15 protein-coding genes are annotated in these 15,523 nt (G+C 43.7%); 12 read left to right on the top strand and 3 right to left on the bottom strand.

The window, feature by feature from the left end; translation table 11 throughout:
• Nucleotides 1-21 precede the first annotated feature (21 nt).
• Nucleotides 22-1,194, bottom strand: a complete 1,173-nt coding sequence (gene uxuA, locus OQY15_RS15110) for a mannonate dehydratase (protein ID WP_265792639.1) — start codon at nucleotides 1,192-1,194, stop codon at nucleotides 22-24.
• Between the two features lie 37 nt (nucleotides 1,195-1,231).
• Nucleotides 1,232-1,765, bottom strand: coding sequence for a DUF6702 family protein (locus tag OQY15_RS15105; RefSeq protein WP_265792637.1), 534 nt, complete (start codon nucleotides 1,763-1,765; stop codon nucleotides 1,232-1,234).
• 67 nt (nucleotides 1,766-1,832) lie between these two features.
• Between OQY15_RS15105 and OQY15_RS15100 the strand changes: the two genes are divergently transcribed.
• The 12 genes from OQY15_RS15100 to OQY15_RS15045 all read left to right on the top strand — a co-directional run bounded on the left by OQY15_RS15100 (nucleotide 1,833) and on the right by OQY15_RS15045 (nucleotide 14,645).
• A complete protein-coding gene (locus OQY15_RS15100; RefSeq protein WP_265792636.1) occupies nucleotides 1,833-4,199 on the top strand; it encodes a M1 family metallopeptidase in 2,367 nt (788 codons plus the stop codon).
• Between the two features lie 311 nt (nucleotides 4,200-4,510).
• Entirely contained in the window at nucleotides 4,511-5,287 is a 777-nt protein-coding gene (locus OQY15_RS15095; protein ID WP_265792635.1) for an ROK family protein, read from the top strand.
• Complete coding sequence (gene gndA, locus OQY15_RS15090; protein ID WP_265792634.1) at nucleotides 5,277-6,692, top strand: NADP-dependent phosphogluconate dehydrogenase; 1,416 nt, start codon at nucleotides 5,277-5,279, stop codon at nucleotides 6,690-6,692. Before OQY15_RS15095 ends, gndA begins: the two co-directional genes overlap by 11 nt.
• A 95-nt stretch (nucleotides 6,693-6,787) precedes the next feature.
• Entirely contained in the window at nucleotides 6,788-8,302 is a 1,515-nt protein-coding gene (gene zwf, locus OQY15_RS15085; protein ID WP_265792633.1) for a glucose-6-phosphate dehydrogenase, read from the top strand.
• A gap of 1 nt (nucleotide 8,303) precedes the next feature.
• Nucleotides 8,304-9,029: a 6-phosphogluconolactonase gene (pgl, locus tag OQY15_RS15080; RefSeq protein ID WP_265792632.1), complete on the top strand. Its 726-nt coding sequence runs from the start codon at nucleotides 8,304-8,306 to the stop codon at nucleotides 9,027-9,029.
• Between the two features lie 135 nt (nucleotides 9,030-9,164).
• Entirely contained in the window at nucleotides 9,165-10,301 is a 1,137-nt protein-coding gene (locus tag OQY15_RS15075; RefSeq protein WP_265792631.1) for an NAD(P)/FAD-dependent oxidoreductase, read from the top strand.
• Entirely contained in the window at nucleotides 10,302-11,012 is a 711-nt protein-coding gene (locus OQY15_RS15070; RefSeq protein ID WP_265792630.1) for a methyltransferase domain-containing protein, read from the top strand.
• A complete protein-coding gene (locus tag OQY15_RS15065; RefSeq protein WP_265792629.1) occupies nucleotides 11,009-12,061 on the top strand; it encodes a type III polyketide synthase in 1,053 nt (350 codons plus the stop codon). The genes OQY15_RS15070 and OQY15_RS15065 overlap by 4 nt, the downstream gene beginning before the upstream one ends.
• A gap of 51 nt (nucleotides 12,062-12,112) precedes the next feature.
• The gene (locus OQY15_RS15060) at nucleotides 12,113-12,556 is read left to right on the top strand and encodes a 3-hydroxyacyl-ACP dehydratase FabZ family protein (protein WP_265792628.1); all 444 of its coding nucleotides are present in this window, start codon (nucleotides 12,113-12,115) and stop codon (nucleotides 12,554-12,556) included.
• Nucleotides 12,557-12,567: 11 nt separating this feature from the next.
• Nucleotides 12,568-13,866 carry a beta-ketoacyl-[acyl-carrier-protein] synthase family protein gene (locus tag OQY15_RS15055; protein WP_265792627.1) on the top strand — a complete coding sequence of 433 codons (1,299 nt, stop codon included), beginning with the start codon at nucleotides 12,568-12,570 and terminating at the stop codon, nucleotides 13,864-13,866.
• On the top strand, nucleotides 13,841-14,104 hold the full coding sequence (locus OQY15_RS15050; protein ID WP_265792626.1) for a phosphopantetheine-binding protein: 264 nt from the start codon (nucleotides 13,841-13,843) through the stop codon (nucleotides 14,102-14,104). The genes OQY15_RS15055 and OQY15_RS15050 overlap by 26 nt, the downstream gene beginning before the upstream one ends.
• Complete coding sequence (locus OQY15_RS15045; RefSeq protein WP_265792625.1) at nucleotides 14,091-14,645, top strand: 4'-phosphopantetheinyl transferase superfamily protein; 555 nt, start codon at nucleotides 14,091-14,093, stop codon at nucleotides 14,643-14,645. The genes OQY15_RS15050 and OQY15_RS15045 overlap by 14 nt, the downstream gene beginning before the upstream one ends.
• On the opposite strand, the gene OQY15_RS15040 is transcribed toward OQY15_RS15045, so the two are convergent.
• Nucleotides 14,620-15,522: an exopolyphosphatase gene (locus tag OQY15_RS15040; RefSeq protein ID WP_265792624.1), complete on the bottom strand. Its 903-nt coding sequence runs from the start codon at nucleotides 15,520-15,522 to the stop codon at nucleotides 14,620-14,622. The genes OQY15_RS15045 and OQY15_RS15040 overlap by 26 nt on opposite strands.
• Nucleotide 15,523 lies beyond the last annotated feature (1 nt).

Raw genomic sequence — 15,523 nt, 5'->3', positions numbered from 1 at the left:
ATTTTACCTAAGGCCCCGGATTTACTTTTTGTACATCCTCAGAATGGCCTGTTCCAGTCCGCGGAGTTCTGCCAGACCTTTCAACCTGCCGATTCCGGAATATCCGGGATTTACCTTTTTCTTTAAATCATCCAGCATTCTGTGGCCGTGATCAGGGCGCATGGGAATATTCAGGTTGCGTTCCTGCTGGATATCTACGAGTTTCTGAACTACGGCAAACATGTCCACATCACCCTCGAGATGGTTATCTTCGAAGAAATCGCCAAATTCATTTCTCTTTGTACTACGCAGATGCACAAAATTCACCCTGTCTTTAAACTGCTCCAGGATACCTACCAGATCGTTATCAGCTCTTACACCCAGTGAACCCGTGCAGTAGCAAAGACCATTAGACAGCGATGGTACTTTGCTGAAGAGTTTTTCCAGTTGCGCAGCAGTACTGATAATCCTTGGCAATCCAAAAATTGCATAAGGCGGATCATCGGGATGGATCACCATTTTTATCCCATTTGCTTCTGCTATGGGCATGATCTCAGCGAGAAATGTAGTGAGGTTATCAAAGAGTTTCTCTTCATCGATACCATCATAGGCAGCAAGGGCCTTGAGGAATTCTGCAAGTCCGAAGCTCTCTTCACTTCCCGGCAGGCCGGCGATGATATTACGTTCTATTTTTAGTTTTTCTTCGGCTGTTAGTCCGTTGAAATAAAGCTCTCCGCGTTCCAGTTCAGCGCTGCTGTATTCATTTGCTGCGCCTTCGCGCTGAAGTATAAAAACATCAAAAGCCACGAGTGCCGCCTTATTAAAAAGCAGCGCCTCGGCACCATTCGGCAACTGATAGTCGAGATGCGTCCTGGTCCAGTCCAGCACTGGCATAAAATTATATGTAATGACAGTAATGCCGCAGCTGGCCAGATTTGCAAGAGAGACCTTGTAATTTTCTATATACTGTTCATAGTTACCTTTTCTTACTTTGATATCTTCGTGAACCGGGAGGCTTTCTACTACGGACCATTCCATACCAGCATCATTAATCAGCTTTTTGTGGCTCTGGATATCCTCCACAGTCCATACCTTTCCGTTTGGTATGTGGTGCAGTGCAGAGACTACGCCGCTGCATCCGGCCTGGAGGATATCAGATAAACTTACGGGATCATTGGGACCATACCAGCGCATGGTTTGTACTAATTTGTTCATACAGCTATTTGATAAATTTGAGATGGAAATTTAAGGATTAAAAAGTAGATAGCAGCTTGTTTTCGGGATAAGTTAATTTGGAGCTTTTGCGCTTTCCGTTATAGGTGATGTGAAAAATGTTGGTCTGGTCGTCAAACAGGTCGTACAAGATCGTACTGGTGGTTTCCATTTTCCGGAGGCCGGTGACTTTGGCTGATTCCAGGTATATTATCACTGCTTCTTTGTCGTTCTCAAATCCCAGATAGTTGAGCTGCAAGACTTTGCCATTGACCGCAATCCTGAGGTGCGAAGCCATATACTTTCCTACCAGCTGCTCCATTTCTTTGTGTCGTGCCGCTGAAGAAAGGTCTGCTTTCACTTTGTAATTTTTCACCAGCAGGTCTTCAAAGTCGTCAGTAAAGATCCGGCAGCTGATTTCCAGGCTGCTGCTTGCGGGATTATAGTTCAGTTCGGTAGAACTGAGGTGCAGGGGATGCCTGGCTGCACTGCTCTCCTTATTCAGGCTCACTGGTTTTACAGAACCGAAAATTAAGTAACAAATTAGTAGAGATTGGTGTAAGAATGGCATCATGAGGATGATTTATTTTTATGGTACAAAAAAACGTTTTAAATTTAGAGTTGCAACAAAAATATAGAAAATGAATAAAGCTCTCCCCATGTTACTGCTGTTTGGCTCCGCCCTGCAGTTTTCATATGCTCAGAATATCCAGAACAACCCCGGAAGTAATCACGGGAACAAGTTTGAGCAGTTAGGAACAATTTTGACTACGCCCAATGAACAGCGGACGGCAAGTGGTGCTCCGGGTTCAAAATACTGGCAGCAGCGTGCTGACTACGATATCAAATGTAGTCTGGACGAACAAAATCAGGTGCTTACAGGTGCTGAGAAGGTAACCTACACGAACAATTCGCCTGATGTGCTCACCTACATTTGGTTACAGCTGGACGAAAACCAGCACAATAACCTTAGAAATGCAAATTATCAGAGCAGCACTACCCTTCCTGAAATTGCCACTTCCAATACAATTGACAGAGCTGTCATCAGTGATACTGATAATGGCAATGGGGTTTCGATATTAAAAATCACCGATGCGCTGGGCAAAGACCTGAAATATACAATCAACAAAACGATGATGCGTGTGGAAATGCCCGTACCATTGAAAGCAGGTCAGGCTTTCGTTTTCAACGTCAACTGGAAGTATAAAATTACCGACAGGATGACTGAAGGTGGCCGCGGGGGTTATGAGTTTTTTCCTGAAGACGGCAATTACCTGTTTACGATGACGCAATGGTACCCGCGTTTATGTGTATACAGTGATTTCCAGGGCTGGCAAAACCACCAGTTTGCCGGAAGGGGTGAATTTGCCCTTACTTTCGGTAACTTCAAAGTGCAGATGACAGTTCCTGCAGATCACGTTGTGGGTTCAACCGGTGAATGTATCAACTACAGCGCGGTACTCTCTCCTGCTGCCCTTGCAAAATATAACCAGGCTAAAACATCGGCTGAACCGGTAGAGATTGTAACGCTGGAACAAGCTAAAAAAGCGGAAACAGAAAAAAGCAAGGCCACAAAAACATGGGTTTTTCAAGCAAATAATGTTCGTGATTTCGCATGGACTTCCTCAAGGAAATTCATCTGGGACGCGATGGGACAAAAAATTGACGGCAAAACGGTAATGTGCATGAGTTTCTACGGAAAAGAAGCGTATAACCTGTACAGACCTTACTCAACGAAAGCTGTTGCCCATACCATTAAAACTTATTCACATTTCACTATTCCTTATCCATATCCTGTAGCCCAAAGTATTGAGGCATCAAACGGAATGGAATACCCGATGATCTGTTTCAATTACGGTCGTACAGAAAAGGACGGAACGTATACTGAAACTTCAAAAAATGGTATGCTGGGTGTGATTATCCATGAGGTGGGTCACAACTTCTTCCCGATGATCGTGAACAGTGATGAGCGTCAGTGGACATGGATGGACGAGGGTTTAAACTCGTTTCTTGAGTATCTGACGGAAGAACTGTGGGACAACAAATTCCCGACAAAACGTGGTGCAGCTTACTCTATCGTGGATTACATGAAGCTTCCTAAAGATGAACTGGAGCCGATTATGACCAACTCTGAAAATATTGAGCGTTTTGGTCCAAATGCCTACGCTAAACCTGCCATCGGATTGAATATTCTCAGGGAAACGATTATGGGCCGTGAGCTGTTTGATTATGCATTGAAAGAATATGCCAGAAGATGGGCATTCAGACACCCTACTCCTGCAGATTTCTTCAGGACAATGGAAGATGCAAGTGGCGAAGATCTGGACTGGTTCTGGAGAGGCTGGTTTTACAGCACAGATCCATGTGATATCTCCCTGGATGCGGTGAAATTTGCGAAAGCGGATGTGGATTCTAAAGTTCCTGCCTCTAAAGTGATCATGACCAAAATGGACAAACCACTGGTGAACAGTTTTGAAGATATTTCGAAAATCAGAAACAGGGAAGATAAAACGATTTCCTTCTACACTGATAAGGATAAAGCTACTCAGGATTTCTACTGGAGATATGACCGTGGTTTAGAGAAGTATGATGATACAGAATACAAAAGGGAAACTAAAGCTCCCTATGAATCGCTGTCATCAGAAGATCAGGCCAAATATGCAGGTAAGTTCTTTTACGAACTGGCTTTCAGCAATAAGGGCGGACTGGTGATGCCGATCATCGTTGAATTTACTTATGCAGACGGAACGAAAGCAATCGACAGGATTCCTGCGCAGATCTGGAGACACAACGAGCAGCGTGTCACTAAATTTTATGTTCAGGATAAAGAAGTTGCTTCAATTCAAATTGATCCGATGCGCGAAACAGCGGATATCGACGAAAGCAATAATACCTGGGGAGGCAAAGCTCAGGCTTCCAAATTCCAGTTGTTCAAACAGAAAAACAATATTGTTCGCGGACAGTCTGCAGGAGGCAATCCAATGCAGAATGCGAAGAAATCCAGATAATTTTCATTTCAGATAATTCTGAAATTTATTAAAGAGAATGTGGTTTAATACCCGCATTCTCTTTTTTTATGGCCAGCTCATTCATTTGCTAAAATGTTATATGATCTAAACCTATACGTTTTCAAAATGTTATAAAGTCATATAGATATCAAATTACCCGCGATAACGGCCCCGGGAACAGCATTATTCCACTTTTCATTTATTGAAATGTACATTTGGACAAATTGAATCGGATTCCGGGCGTTATATGACTGAAAATTTGTTATTTTGAACCGTCATATATTTGAAGTAATGCTCATAAAAAACGAAACATGTCAAGCGTAGCAAAAACAGACGAAAACACTCATATATTATCAATTGATATTGGTGGTACAAGTATCAAAGCCTGTATCTTAACAGAGAAAGGTGATTTATTCTCCGAATACACAAAACTCCCTACGCCTAAAGATTCTACACCAGAAGCCGTGATTAAGGTAATTCACGAACTGGTAACTCCTCTGGCCCCATATAGCAAAGTTGCCATCGGCTTCCCTGGTTATGTAAAATGTGGAATTGTTGAAACTGCCCCTAACCTGGCAAAAAACAAATGGGCAGGCTTTCCGCTCGCGCAAAAGGTGAGTGACTTGTTGCAGAAACCCGTTAGGCTGATCAATGATGCCGACCAGCAGGCACTGGGTATCATCAGCGGCAAAGGCTTCGAAATTGTACTGACGCTGGGTACCGGCTTCGGTACTGCGCTTACGTTCGACGGAGAACTTCTGCCCCACCTGGAATTATCACACCTTCCGGTAACAAAAAATAAAGACTACGATGACTATGTAGGTGATAAAGCCTACGTCAAAGAGGGCAAAAAATCCTGGAACGAACGCGTAGAACGTGTTATCCAGATTTACAAAACCGTATTTAACTACGATACACTTTATCTCGGTGGAGGAAATGCCAAACAAATCGATTTTGACCTGGATCATAATATACACATTGTCTCAAACCGGGATGGAATAAAAGGTGGCGCCAAATTATGGGCTGCCAAAGAAAAATATCATGTTTTCACAACCTACCCAAAATTAAATTCATCAAATGGAAAGTAAGTACACTTTAGGAATGATAGGCCTCGGTACAATGGGGCGCAATTTATTGTTGAATATGGCTGATAATGGCTTCGCTGTTACCGGTTATGACAAAGATCCCAATATGCTCGCCAAAATGGAGCAGGATGGTGCGAAACACAACATCAAGGCTTATTCCTCTTTAGAAGATTTCGTAGCAAGCCTGGAATTACCAAGAAGAATCGTACTTCTGGTACCTGCAGGACCAATCGTAGACAGTGTGATTAAGGAATTGCAGCCTTTGCTGGAAAAAGGCGATATGATTATTGACAGTGGAAACTCACACTTCACAGATACCAGCAGAAGGGCCATTGAACTTTCTGACGTAGGTATCCACTTCTTTGGAATGGGAATTTCCGGTGGAGAAGAAGGTGCACGTTTCGGACCTAGTATCATGCCGGGTGGCGACAAAACTGCCTATGGTAATATGAAAGAAATTCTGGAAGCGGTATCAGCCAAAGTAAATGGAGATCCATGCGTGGCTTATATTGGCCCCGGCGCTTCAGGTCACTTTGTAAAAATGGTACATAACGGTATCGAATACTCTATGATGCAGCTCCTCGCTGAGAGTTATGATATCATGAAAAATGCATTGGATTATTCTAATGAAGAGATCTACAGTGTATTTGAAAAATGGAACAACGGCCGTCTGCAGTCGTTCCTGCTGGAAGTAACCCGCGATATTTTCAAGGTTAAAGATGACCGTACAGACAACTTCCTGATCGATGTGATCAAGGATGAAGCAAAGTCTAAAGGTACCGGAAAATGGACATCACAGGTTTCTATGGACCTGCAGTTACCTATTCCTACAATTAACGAGGCTGTAAGCACAAGGGATTTATCTAAATACAAGTCACTGCGCGTGGCGCTGTCAAAAGTGTATGGCACGCACGATATGCTGGCAGAAGATAAAGAACAGTTTATTGTTGAGCTTGAACAAGCTTTGTATTTCTCTGTCATCACCTCATATGCTCAGGGTCTCCATTTGTTATGGCAGGCATCAATTTCTTATGAATATGACTTGCAATTGCACGAGATTGCTCAAATCTGGCGTGGCGGATGTATCATTAGGGCAGCGTTCCTGGAAGATATTTACCAGGCTTATAAAAAACAACCAGATCTTGAACACTTGTATGCTGATGCCGGCGTTCAGGAGAAAATGAAAGAAATTCTGCCAGGAATGCGTTCAGTAGTTAGTCATGCCCTGAAAAACGGATTGGCTATTCCTGCATTTGCTTCTGCGCTTACTTATTTCGATTCACTGAGAACAGAAAAAATGCCTGCAAACTTAATTCAGGCGCAGAGAGATTTCTTTGGTGCACACAGATTTGAACGTACAGACGCTGAAGGAACTTTCCATGCGATCTGGAATCCTTTAAATGACTAAACATACACAGATATGAAATCATCATCAGCAGGGATCTGGTAAACGGCTCTCCTGCTGATGATAGCTTCATCACAGATAAATAACAATAGAAGCATATGAAAACAAGTAAATGCCTCAATCCGACCATTTTTGTCATTTTTGGCGGTACTGGTGACCTTAATTTGCGCAAACTTGCGCCAGCGATTTACAATTTATATTCTGATGGCTATATGTCTAAGGAATATGCGATTATTGGTACAGCAAGAAAGAAATTGACGGACGAGGATTTTCGCAGTACGATCATGGGCGGCGTTAACTCTTTCTCCCGTTCCGGAAAAGTAAAACAGGAAAAATGGGATGAGTTTGCCAAAAACGTATATTATAACTCTGTTGATGTTTCTGCACCAGATACCTTTGCAGTGCTGAAAACAAATATTGAAAAATTAAGAACAGATTTTGGTCCGAAAACACAGGTGATCTATTACCTGGCTGTTGCGCCGAACCTGTTCCCGCTGATCGCAGAATGCCTTGCCAAGTATGACCTGGTAGGTAATGAAGACAATTGTCGTATCGTTATCGAGAAACCTTTTGGTCATGACCTGGAGACAGCTAAAGAACTGAATAAATTACTTACAGGCATCTTTACCGAGAAACAGATCTACAGGATTGACCACTACCTTGGTAAGGAAACTGTTCAGAATATCATGGCCTTCCGCTTTGCGAACTCCTTCCTGGAGCCGCTCTGGAACCGCACCTATATCGACCATGTACAGATCTCTGTTACGGAGCAGCTGGGTGTGGGCGACCGTGGTGGATACTATGATGGCTCAGGTGCGCTCAGAGATATGATCCAGAATCACATCCTGCAGTTGCTATGCCTGATTGGTATGGAAACGCCGATCAACTTTGATGCTGATGAAATCAGGAATAAAAAGGTTGATGTATTAAAAGCAATGCGTCCTTTCTCTCCTGAAGATATCCGTCTGAGTACTGTCCGCGGTCAGTATTCCAAAGGTTGGGTAGAAGGTAAAGAAGTGCCTGGCTACAGAACTGAGAAAGATGTTGATCCGGCATCCAACACAGAAACCTTTGCTGCTGCCAAGTTCTTTGTAGACAACTGGCGCTGGCAGGGAATTCCTTTCTATGTGCGTACAGGAAAGCGTTTATTCCAGACTTCATCACTGATTACTATCCAGTTTAAAGATGTACCTCACCAGGTTTTCCCTGCAGGTGTTACAGAACACTGGCAGCAAAACAGGCTGATCATCAGTATCCAGCCTGAAATGAGTATCCGTTTACAGGTTCAGGCAAAAAGACCGGGACTGGATATGGTGCTCAATCCGGTAGATATGGTTTTTGATTATAAAGGTACTTACAATGCTCAGGCACCTGAGGCTTACGAAACGCTCCTGCTGGATGTGATGATCGCTGATCAGACACAGTTTATGCGTGCCGACCAGGTGGAAAGTGCATGGGAACTGCTGATGCCTGTGATTAACGCATGGGAAAGCAAAACTTCACTGAGCTTCCCTAATTACCCTGCTGATTCATGGGGACCTGAAGACGCTGAAGCACTGATCGCAAGAGATGGCTTCCACTGGTTTACACTACCCTTAAAAAACAAGGAATAATATGAATTTACTCATCTATAAAACAAAAAATGAGCTGCTGAAAGACCTGGCAGAATACATTATTACAATTGGAGAAAAGGCGATTGCCGAAAAAGACTGTTTTAATTTTGTACTTACGGGTGGAAATTCTCCGAAGGAGCTGTATTCCCTGCTGGCAACAGAATACAGGGATAAGCTGGACTGGACGAAAGTATTCTTCTTTATCGGGGATGAACGGAATGTTCCTCCGGGACATGAAAGTTATAACGGTCTGATGGCCAGAAAATCTATCATTGACCCCCTGAATGTAGCTGCAGATCATGTATTTTTTGTAGATACAACCCTGGCGCCCGAAAAGGCGGCTATTGAGTATGCCAAAGAAATTACTACCCACTTTGATGGTGCAGATCTTTCCTTTGACCTTATCTTATTGGGAATGGGCGATGATGCACATACAGCTTCCCTGTTCCCGGGAACAGAGGTGCTAGGCAATAAGGACGTGACCGTTGATTCTGTCTTTGTAGAAAAACTGGATACTTACAGGATCACTTTCACAGCTCCCCTGATCAACAAGGCAAAAAATGTAGCTTTCCTTGTCTTCGGAGAATCCAAAGCTGAAGCAATCAAACATGTAATTGAAGATCAGACTAAAAATACAGCCTTGTATCCTTCACAGCTGATTGATCCTATTGACGGAGGACTTACTTTCTTCCTGGATAGTGAAGCTGCGAAATTGCTGGACAACTAGTTAAAAGGTTTTAAATAGTAAGCCCTGTTCTGAATTACCCGGAACAGGGCTTTTTTTTGACCTATGATGGCCATTTGGCCAAAAAACAATTTTTGACTGGCTGATGTTGTATGTGCTTTAGTCCCTGGTTGTCAAATGATGCATGATGAAACAGAAATTTTAATTATTGGGGGCGGACTAGCGGGTTTGACGGCAGCACTGCATTTACAAAAAGTGGGGCTGGAAGTAATCGTTGTTGAAAAGACAGCCTATCCACAGCATAAAGTTTGCGGAGAATACATATCGAATGAGGTCCTGCCCTATCTGCAATGGCTGGAGGCTGATCCCCGTTTTCTTGGTGCTGCCGCCATCAGTAAACTTCAGTTCTCTATGCTTTCAGGAAGAAGTATCTGCACAAAGCTGCCCCTGGGCGGATTTGGAATCAGCAGGTATAGTCTGGATCAATATCTCTGCGAATTATTCAAAAGTAAAGGTGGCAGGGTGATTTATGATACGGTGGATACGGTGGAGTTCGGGGATGAACGATTCACGATCACCACACTCACTGCAAAAAGGATCTCTGCCAGGCAAGTAATCGGAGCATACGGTAAACGTTCAGCAATTGATCTGAAGCTGAAAAGAGATTTCATACAGGAGAAGTCGCCCTTTCTTGCAGTGAAAGCACATTATTCCGGAGAATTTCCTGATCACCTGGTAGGGTTACACAACTTCCGCGGTGGATATTGCGGGGTATCAAAAGTGGAGGGCCAGAAAATAAATATCTGTTACCTGACGGACTATAACAGCTTTAAATCACATAAAAATATTGATGCTTTTCAGGAGCAGGTGCTTTATCAGAATAAATACCTCAAAGCTATTTTTGAACACAGTCATCGGCTATTCGAGTCGCCCCTGAGCATCAGTCAGCTTGCCTTTGGGGTAAAAGAGGCCGTCCTGGATCATGTATTGATGATTGGCGATACTGCCGGCCTGATTCATCCGCTTTGCGGCAATGGTATGGGAATGGCTATTCACAGCGCCAAAATCTGCGCAGAATTGCTGGCAGACTTTTTCAGGGGAAAGATACAGAACAGGGTGCTGATGGAAAAAATGTATATTTCAGCATGGAACCATCAATTCGGATCCAGGTTGAGGATGGGAAGTTTGCTTTCTTCCATGTTAAGAAAAGAAAAACTGGCGGATATCATGCTGGGCGGTATGATCTGCTTTCCTGCAGTTCTGCCACTCATTATCAAAAAAACCCATGGTAAAATGTTAACAGTAGATGAATAGATGTTTGTAGACACAACGCACAGAAGCAATGCTCCCGAGATGATGGACAACTTCCAGATGGAAGGAGAAATATTGAAGGACGCACTGGATAAGATCGCTAGTATAAACCAGTTGCTGGGCGGCAATAAGGTTACGCTGGAAGGTGTCATTACACTCAGCAAAAAGCAACCAAGGGAACAGTCTGTTCGTATCACCGACATCGGTTGTGGAAATGGAGATATGCTAAGGGCGCTGGCTGATTATGCCGCAGATCAGGGTTTAAACTTTATCCTCAATGGTATAGATGCCAATCAGTTTACGATCAATCATGCTCAGAATTTATCATCCGGATATCCGAACATCAGCTACGAATGCACAGATATATTTGATCAGGAATATGAGTTTTCAGCGTGTGATATTATGCTTTGTACGCTAACCTTACATCATTTTACTGAGGGGGAGATTATCGCTCTGCTGCAAAGATTTAAAAGCTCAGCCAGGTTAGGATTTGTCATCAATGATTTGCAGCGCAATGCACTGGCCTACTATCTTTTTCAGGCGCTTTGTTTTGTGTTCAGACTCAACTATATGTCACGCGAGGATGGTCTTGTTTCTATTCTGCGTGGCTTCAAAAGAAGGGATCTCTTATCCTATGCAGAAAAACTAAATCTAAAAAATTCTCTTATCAGGTGGAAGTGGGCATTCCGCTATCAATGGATCGTTAAATTATGAGTGTAAAAATAAAGGCTGTAAGCAAAACTTTGCCCAACTATTGCAGGGATACCGCGGAGATTATGCCATTTTTGGAAGTATGGCTACAGGGTCAGGAGGATCGGTTTATCAGAAAAGTGAGGAAGATTTTTGAGAACGCTATGGTTGACCGCAGGTATTCTATCATGTCGCCCGAGGAGGTGTTTAGTGATCTCAGTTTTGAGGAAAGAAATGATATCTACATCCGTGAAGGAGTTAAACTGGGTGCCAATTGCCTGAAAAACGCTATCCATAAAGCAGAGTGGCAGAACGGGGATATTGATTTTCTGATCACTGTCAGCTGTACGGGCATTATGATCCCATCGATGGATGCTTACCTGATCAATATGCTGGGATTGCGACAGGATATTGTGAGGTTGCCCGTAACGGAAATGGGATGTGTGGCCGGAGTATCCGGAATGATCTATGCAAAAAACTTTCTGAAAGCCAACCCCGGAAAACGCGCGGCAGTAGTATCTGTAGAATCACCCACCGCCACCTTCCAGATCAGTGATTACAGTATGGCGAATATTGTGAGTGCAGCGATTTTTGGCGATGGCGCTGCATGTGTGCTGCTTTCTTCGCATCCTGATGATGAAGGACCGGAAATCGTTGATGAACAAATGTACCATTTCTATGATGCCGAAGGTCTCATGGGCTTTAAACCGACGAATACAGGCCTCAAAATGGTGCTTGATATTGCTGTACCTGACGCTATAGAAAGTCACTTCCCTGCTATTCTTCATCCATTTCTAAAAAGGAGCGGTCTGGACATTTCGGACATGGATTACCTGATTTTTCATCCCGGTGGTAAGAAGATAATTCAGCTGGTAGAATCGCTTTTTACTGAGCTGGGCAAGGATATTGAAGAAACCAAAGAGGTCCTGCGGTTGTATGGAAATATGTCGAGCGCTACAGTATTGTATGTCTTAGAACGTATTATGGATCAAAAACCAGCGACAGGCAGTCATGGATTGATGCTGAGCTTTGGCCCGGGATTTACGGCGCAGCGACTTTTATTACGTTGGTAAACATTTTTTGTGTTTACTTTACAAAAACTAAATTTTTAAATCACATTACAAATGACAGCACAGGAAATAGTATCAAAATTACCATACAGCAAACCTTTTCTTTTCGTGGATGAGCTTTTACACATCGATGAAAATGGTTCGACCGGAACTTTCACCTACGATAAAGACCTTGATTTTTACAAAGGGCATTTTAAAGATTCACCGGTTACCCCGGGGGTAATCATGACAGAAACCATGGCTCAGATCGGCCTGGTTTGTTTAGGCATCTATCTGTATGGCGACAGTAATGCAGAAATGAAAGCCCATGTGATGCTGACCTCGGTTGCAGTAGATTTTATGAAACCGGTGTTTCCCGGAGAAAAAGTGACGGTGACGGCAGAGAAAGTGTACTTCCGCTTTAAGAAGTTAAACTGTAATGTAGTGATGACCAATGAGGCCGGAGAGACGGTATGTAAAGGCAACATTTCCGGGATGGTAACGGCTAAATTGCAATAAAAAGCAGCTTGATGAATAACCGCGTTGTCATCACCGGCTTAGGAGTGGTTTCTCCGAACGGGGCAGACCTGGCAGAGTTCAGACATGCCATCAGAAATGGTATATCCGGAATCAGGCATGATCCGCAGTTGGAGAAACTGCTTTTTTCCTGCCAGATTGCAGGCAAACCTGTGATCGATGAGGAACGGATGCTTCAGTATTTTACGCCCCTGGAGCTCCGTGGACTGCAAAGCACCGGCATTGTATATGGAGTCATTGCTGGCATGGATGCCTGGAAAGACGCGCGCCTGGAAGCTATGATGATGAACGAAACACCTGATTGGGAAAGTGGCTCTGTATTTGGCACAGGAACTTCCGGAATAGATAAGTTTCGGGAAGCGATCTACAAGGTTGATAATTTACAGATCAGGAAACTGGGCAGCACAGTGGTTGCCCAAACCATGAGCAGTGGTGTGAGCGCTTATCTATCCGGGAAACTGGGCCTGGGAAATCAGGTCTGTACCAACTCATCAGCCTGTGCTACTGGTGTAGAAAGCATTTTAATGGCTTATGAACGCCTTAAGAACGGAAGTGCAACGAAGATGCTGGCCGGCAGTACCAGTGACAGTGGAGCGTATATATGGGGTGGATTTGACGCGATGAAAATCTGTCCCTATCAATACAACGAGAGTCCTGAACAAGGTTGCAGGCCCATGAGTGCCACTGCTAAGGGTTTTGTACCTGGAAGTGGCGCCGGCGCGATGGTGCTGGAGACGCTGGACTCTGCGCTTGGCAGGGGAGCACATATTTATGCAGAAATCTTGGGAGGTCACGTCAATTCGGGCGGACAAAGGGGCTCTGGTACGATGACAGCACCAAACTCTGAGGGCGTACAGCGTTGTATAACGATGGCGCTGAAAGATGCTGGCCTGAACGCAAAAGATATTGATGTGATTAATGCACATCTTACCGCGACTTCAAAAGATGTTACGGAGATAGAGAACTGGGTGGCCGCGCTGGATCGCCACGGAGGAGAATTTCCTTATATCAATTCAATAAAAGGGATGATCGGCCATTGCATCAGTGCAGCGGGAAGCATTGAAAGTGTAGCCTCGGTGCTGCAGCTATCAGAAGGTTTTATCTTTCCTAATATCAATTGCGAAGACTTGCATCCTGATATAGAAAAGCTGATTGATCCTCTTTGTATTCCTGTGAAATGCCTGGAAAAACAATTTAATGTGCTGGCGAAAGCGAGCTTTGGATTTGGGGATGTGAATGCCTGTATAATTTTTAAACGATATCGAGATGGAAAAAGAAGAATTGATCAATGAACTGACCATTATTGTTAGCCCCTATGCCCAGGATGCAGAGGCGCTTGCTCACATTCAGGAAGACACTGACTTTATCAGAGACTTAAAAATTAACTCGGCAAACCTGGTAGATGTGGTGCTTGATGTAGAAGAAAAGTTTGGTATAGAGATCGACAATGATTCTATGGCAAGGATGCTGACAGTGAAAGCGGCAATCAGGATTATCGAAGAAAAACTTGCTGCCGGTGCTGGGAAATGACGTTGTAGACCTGAAACAGGCCAGCATTGACAGCAACTGGCAGAGAAAAGGTTATCTCCGGAAAATCTACACCGTTCAGGAACAGGAGCTGATTCTGGACGCCGAACAACCTGCAACAATGTTATGGCTGCTTTGGACCATGAAAGAAGCCAGCTACAAAGTAATCAACAGGCTGACCGGAGTACGCAATTACTCGCCTCTTTCCTATGTATGCAGGAACCTGGTCATTCGAGATACAGATGTATCAGGAATGGTTACTGCAGGGAATTACTCACTGTATATCAAAGCTGAAATTACTGAGGAGTGGATACATTCCGTAGCTGTATGGAAAAAAGAACTGCTGGATAATCTGAAAATACATTACCTCAGCAATTCATCATATTATCCTGATGATTTTAATCTCAGCTGCGCTGGCTACAGGTTAACAAAAGATAACACCGGCCTGCCGCAGATCACAAATCTTCATACCTCAATGACAAGCGAAGCATCGGTAAGCCACCACGGACGATATGCTGCTATTCTTTATCCAAAATCTCTTTAGTCAGGTTTTCCTCGATCAGCAGATTGATTATACCATCTGCCATTCCGACTCTTGGTACGTAAACTTGTTTAATACCAGTCCATTTCATCAGGGTAATAAAGATCTCCGCTGCCGGGATAATCACATCCGCACGGTCTGGGTTTAAGCCAAAAACCTGGATTCTTTCCTTCAGGGAATGACTGTTGAGCTGATTATACAGCGACTTCAGCTTTAAGAATGTTAGCGGCATGCCCTCCTTCTCGTTGGCCATCCGGTATAACTTATTGATATTACCTCCGGTACCTATCCCAGCCAGGTTTTTATGGTATTTAGTTTGTTCTTTTACCCAAAGTTTCATTTCTTCCCAGGTCTCCTCTTTATCCTGATTATCCAGGATACGGATGGTACCTATGTCAAATGATTTTGAGGCTACAGGGGTTTTATTGACAAAAACTGAAAGTTCAGTACTCCCCCCACCCACGTCAATGTATAAATAGTTCTTTTTAATATCAAGGTCATCCTCGATGTGGTTCGCATAAATGATATTGGCCTCTCTTTGTCCCTCGATAATCTCAAGGTCAACATTCGCACGCTCCCTGATGAGTTTAATGATCTCCTGACCATTATCTGCTTCCCGCATAGAGGAAGTTGCACAGGCAAGGTATTTTGAAACCTGATAAACATCCATTAGGTTTTTAAATGCTGACATGGTTTTCAGCAGGTCTTCAATTTTACGCTCAGAAATTTTATGATCCAGAAAGGCATCGTCTCCCAGCCGCAGCGGAACCCTGACCAATGTGTTTTTTTTGAAGCTAAAACCATTGTCGCTTTGTGTTATATCTGCAATAAGCAGTCTAACAGCGTTGGAGCCAACGTCAATTGCAGCGTATCTGAGCATA

Origin of the sequence: Pedobacter sp. MC2016-15, from assembly GCF_026239695.1 — a bacterium.
GTDB lineage: Bacteria > Bacteroidota > Bacteroidia > Sphingobacteriales > Sphingobacteriaceae > Pedobacter.
Note: the sequence above shows the minus strand (reverse complement) of the source record. Positions and strands in the feature narration are given on the sequence as shown.

Excerpts from the sequence above, each read along its gene's own strand:
- uxuA (WP_265792639.1), bottom strand. The coding sequence starts at position 1,194 with ATGAACAAATTAGTACAAACCATGCGCTGGTATGGTCCCAATGATCCC.
- OQY15_RS15105 (WP_265792637.1), bottom strand. The coding sequence starts at position 1,765 with ATGATGCCATTCTTACACCAATCTCTACTAATTTGTTACTTAATTTTC.
- OQY15_RS15100 (WP_265792636.1), top strand. The coding sequence starts at position 1,833 with ATGAATAAAGCTCTCCCCATGTTACTGCTGTTTGGCTCCGCCCTGCAG.
- OQY15_RS15095 (WP_265792635.1), top strand. The coding sequence starts at position 4,511 with ATGTCAAGCGTAGCAAAAACAGACGAAAACACTCATATATTATCAATT.
- gndA (WP_265792634.1), top strand. The coding sequence starts at position 5,277 with ATGGAAAGTAAGTACACTTTAGGAATGATAGGCCTCGGTACAATGGGG.
- zwf (WP_265792633.1), top strand. The coding sequence starts at position 6,788 with ATGAAAACAAGTAAATGCCTCAATCCGACCATTTTTGTCATTTTTGGC.
- pgl (WP_265792632.1), top strand. The coding sequence starts at position 8,304 with ATGAATTTACTCATCTATAAAACAAAAAATGAGCTGCTGAAAGACCTG.
- OQY15_RS15075 (WP_265792631.1), top strand. The coding sequence starts at position 9,165 with ATGATGCATGATGAAACAGAAATTTTAATTATTGGGGGCGGACTAGCG.
- OQY15_RS15070 (WP_265792630.1), top strand. The coding sequence starts at position 10,302 with ATGTTTGTAGACACAACGCACAGAAGCAATGCTCCCGAGATGATGGAC.
- OQY15_RS15065 (WP_265792629.1), top strand. The coding sequence starts at position 11,009 with ATGAGTGTAAAAATAAAGGCTGTAAGCAAAACTTTGCCCAACTATTGC.
- OQY15_RS15060 (WP_265792628.1), top strand. The coding sequence starts at position 12,113 with ATGACAGCACAGGAAATAGTATCAAAATTACCATACAGCAAACCTTTT.
- OQY15_RS15055 (WP_265792627.1), top strand. The coding sequence starts at position 12,568 with ATGAATAACCGCGTTGTCATCACCGGCTTAGGAGTGGTTTCTCCGAAC.
- OQY15_RS15050 (WP_265792626.1), top strand. The coding sequence starts at position 13,841 with ATGGAAAAAGAAGAATTGATCAATGAACTGACCATTATTGTTAGCCCC.
- OQY15_RS15040 (WP_265792624.1), bottom strand. The coding sequence starts at position 15,522 with ATGCTCAGATACGCTGCAATTGACGTTGGCTCCAACGCTGTTAGACTG.